This is a genomic window from Archangium sp., from assembly GCF_036389735.1.
GTDB lineage: Bacteria > Myxococcota > Myxococcia > Myxococcales > Myxococcaceae > Archangium.
In genome coordinates this window covers 1-2,701 of the sequence record NZ_DASVWK010000891.1, presented here as the reverse complement: position 1 = coordinate 2,701, position 2,701 = coordinate 1, and the positions used below count along the sequence as shown (strand labels likewise).

3 protein-coding genes and 1 pseudogene are annotated in these 2,701 nt (G+C 68.2%); all 4 read right to left on the bottom strand.

What is annotated here, in order from left to right; translation table 11 throughout:
* Positions 1-789, bottom strand: a pseudogene (locus VF794_RS31775) (polyribonucleotide nucleotidyltransferase); the annotation flags it as partial.
* A gap of 390 nt (positions 790-1,179) precedes the next feature.
* Positions 1,180-1,452: a 30S ribosomal protein S15 gene (rpsO, locus tag VF794_RS31770; RefSeq protein ID WP_331116867.1), complete on the bottom strand. Its 273-nt coding sequence runs from the start codon at positions 1,450-1,452 to the stop codon at positions 1,180-1,182.
* A gap of 188 nt (positions 1,453-1,640) precedes the next feature.
* The gene (truB, locus tag VF794_RS31765) at positions 1,641-2,513 is read right to left on the bottom strand and encodes a tRNA pseudouridine(55) synthase TruB (RefSeq protein WP_331116866.1); all 873 of its coding nucleotides are present in this window, start codon (positions 2,511-2,513) and stop codon (positions 1,641-1,643) included.
* Positions 2,514-2,518: 5 nt separating this feature from the next.
* Positions 2,519-2,701, bottom strand: a 183-nt coding sequence (gene rbfA, locus VF794_RS31760; RefSeq protein WP_331116865.1) for a 30S ribosome-binding factor RbfA, incomplete at its 5' end; no start/stop codon positions are given.

The following is a 2,701-nucleotide window of genomic DNA, read 5'->3' as shown; positions in this document are numbered from 1 at the left end:
AGCCGCCTTCTCCTTGATGGTGTAGCCGTGGACGATGCCGTCCCAGGCCAGCGCGCGCACCTTGGCCTTCAGGTCCTCGGCCACCGCGGGGATGCGGTCGTAGTTGCGCACCGTCTTGTTCAGCGAGCGCCGCAGCTCGTCCTGGAGGTCCAGCGCGGGCTGCGCGGCCTGCTTGCCGAACTCGAGCGCGGCCACCATGTCCGCCTCGCTCACCTCCTCGGCACCACCCTCCACCATGACGATGGCCTCGCGGCTGACGGCCATGACGAGGTCGATGTCGGACTGCTCGCGCTGCTTCATCGTGGGGTTGGCGACGAGCTTGCCGTCCACCCGGCCCACGCGGATGCCCGCGATGGGACCGTTGAAGGGGATGTCCGACACCCACAGCGCCGCCGAGGCGCCGGTGATGCCGTGGATGTCACCCTCGTGCTCCGGGTCCGCGGAGATGACGCTCGCGATGACCTGGGTCTCGTAGGCGTAGCCTTCCGGGAACAGCGGGCGCATGGAGCGGTCCACGATGCGGCTGGCCAGCGTCTCCTTCTCGGTGAGGCGTCCCTCGCGCTTGAAGTAGCTGCCGGGGATGCGGCCGGCCGAGTACAGCTTCTCCTGGTACTCCACCGTGAGGGGGAGGAAATCCACGTCCTTCTTCTCGCGGGCGCTCACCGCGGTGACGAGCAGCATGGTGTCGCCATAGCGAACCACCACGGAGCCGTCCGCCTGCTTGGCCATGTGGCCGGTCTCGATGGTGAGCTCGGTGTCGCCAATCTTGACGCTTTTCTTGAGATGCATATCCGTCTTGCCTCGTGACTGCCTGATGGCCCCGCTGACGCGCGCCCTGATCCTTGACGTAAGGTGAGGGCCCACGCGCCTCGGTGCGAGGCCTCTGTGGGGAGAATGCGATCGCCGAGCCTGGAACAGGCATGGGACGGGCAACCGCGGCTTGACTGCGGTGGGGCGCTTCGGAAGCGCCGGAGGGATCTGTCGGAGCTTTGATCCCTGATCGCGCGGGCCGACCTGGCACAACCACCGGTCAGCCCGTCCGAACGGAAACCAAAACCTCCGCCCACATCACCCCGTTGCCTCTTCCCCGCCCCGCTTCTTCCTCGACTGCATGTGCTGCGACTGCCTGGAACGACTCGGGGCGCTGACAAGTGCCAGCGCCCCGTGTCTACCTCGGGCCTACTTGCGGATGCCGAGACCCTCGATGAGCTTCTTGTAGCGGTTGGCGTCCTTGCTCCTCAGGTAGTCGAGGAGACGGCGACGCTGACCGACGAGCTTGAGCAGACCACGGCGGGAGTGGTGGTCCTTCTTGTGCGTCTTGAAGTGCTCCGTGAGCATGGTGATGCGCTCGGAGAGCAGCGCCACCTGGACCTCGGGAGAACCCGTGTCCGTCTCGTGGGTGCGGTACTTCGTGACGACTTCCGCCTTACGCTCCTGATGCAGTGCCGACATGTTCTTCCTTTTACTGCTTACCCGCTCCGGGGATGGGGACTGCCGTTGCCAAGGTCCGCGGAGGGGTACAGACCGGGCATCGTCCTTCTAACGACTGGGGGGCTTATAAACATCGCCCGTACGGGCGGTCAACCTTCAGCGCCTGCCTGTCCGCCCGGTAATGGACGGAGGGGGTTGAACGCCGAGGCTCAGACCAGCACGCGCAGGTAGCGCAGCCGGCCGCGAACGACCTCGGCCACGGCGAGCACCGTCCCCGAGGGAGCCACCACCCGCACACGACCGGGATGGGCGGGGGCCTCCACGGGTACCCCGTGGGAGACGCGCGCCGCATCGGCTTCGCTCACCCGCACCGCGGGCAGGTCCACCAGGGCCTCGGACACCGGCACCAGCCGCCGGGCCACGGCCTCGGGCTCCTTCGCCAGCAGCTCGGCCAGGTCGGCGAGCGGCAGCGACTGGGCCAGGGCGAAGGGGCCGCTCATGGTGCGCCGCAGCGCCTCCAGGTGGGCCCCGCAGCCCAGGGCCCGACCGATGTCATAGGCGAGCGTGCGCACGAAGAAGCCCTTGGAGCAGCGCACGGACAGGCGAAGCTGGGTGGCGTTGAAGTCGCGCAGCACCAGGTCGTACACCGTCACCTGACGGCTGGCGCGCTCCACCTCCTCGCCGGCGCGGGCGAGCTCGTACAGCCGCTTTCCGCCCACCTTCACCGCCGAGTACATGGGGGGCACCTGCTCGAAGGTGCCGCGGAAGCGCGCGAGCACCTCCTCCAGCAGCGGCGCGGTGAGGACGGGCACGGGCGCCTCGGCCACCACCTTGCCCTCCGCGTCCTGGGTGTCCGTCTCGGCCCCCAGCCGCACCACCGCGTCGTAGGCCTTGTCGCCCTCGGTGATGAAGCCGGCCACCTTCGTCGCCTCGCCCAGGCACAGGGGGAGCACCCCCGTGGCCATCGGGTCCAGCGTGCCGGTGTGGCCCACCTTCTTCACCCGGAGCAGACCCCGGACCTGCCGCACCACGTCGAACGAGGTGGGCCCCTTGGGCTTGTCGATGACCAGGACGCCGTCCATGCTGACTACCAGCCTTCCTTCTCCTTCACCTCGCGCAGCAACCGCTCGATGCGATCCCCGCGCTCCAGGGACTCGTCGAAGGTGAAGAAAATTTCCGGCGACACGCGCAGATTCACCGCCTCGGTGACCTCGCGGCGGATGAAGCCCTTGGCCGCCTCGAGTCCCTTGTGGGTGTCCTTGCGCTCCTG

What these genes read in the sequence shown, in the direction of transcription:
- rpsO (WP_331116867.1), bottom strand. Translation starts at nt 1,452, where the DNA reads ATGTCGGCACTGCATCAGGAGCGTAAGGCGGAAGTCGTCACGAAGTAC.
- truB (WP_331116866.1), bottom strand. Translation starts at nt 2,513, where the DNA reads ATGGACGGCGTCCTGGTCATCGACAAGCCCAAGGGGCCCACCTCGTTC.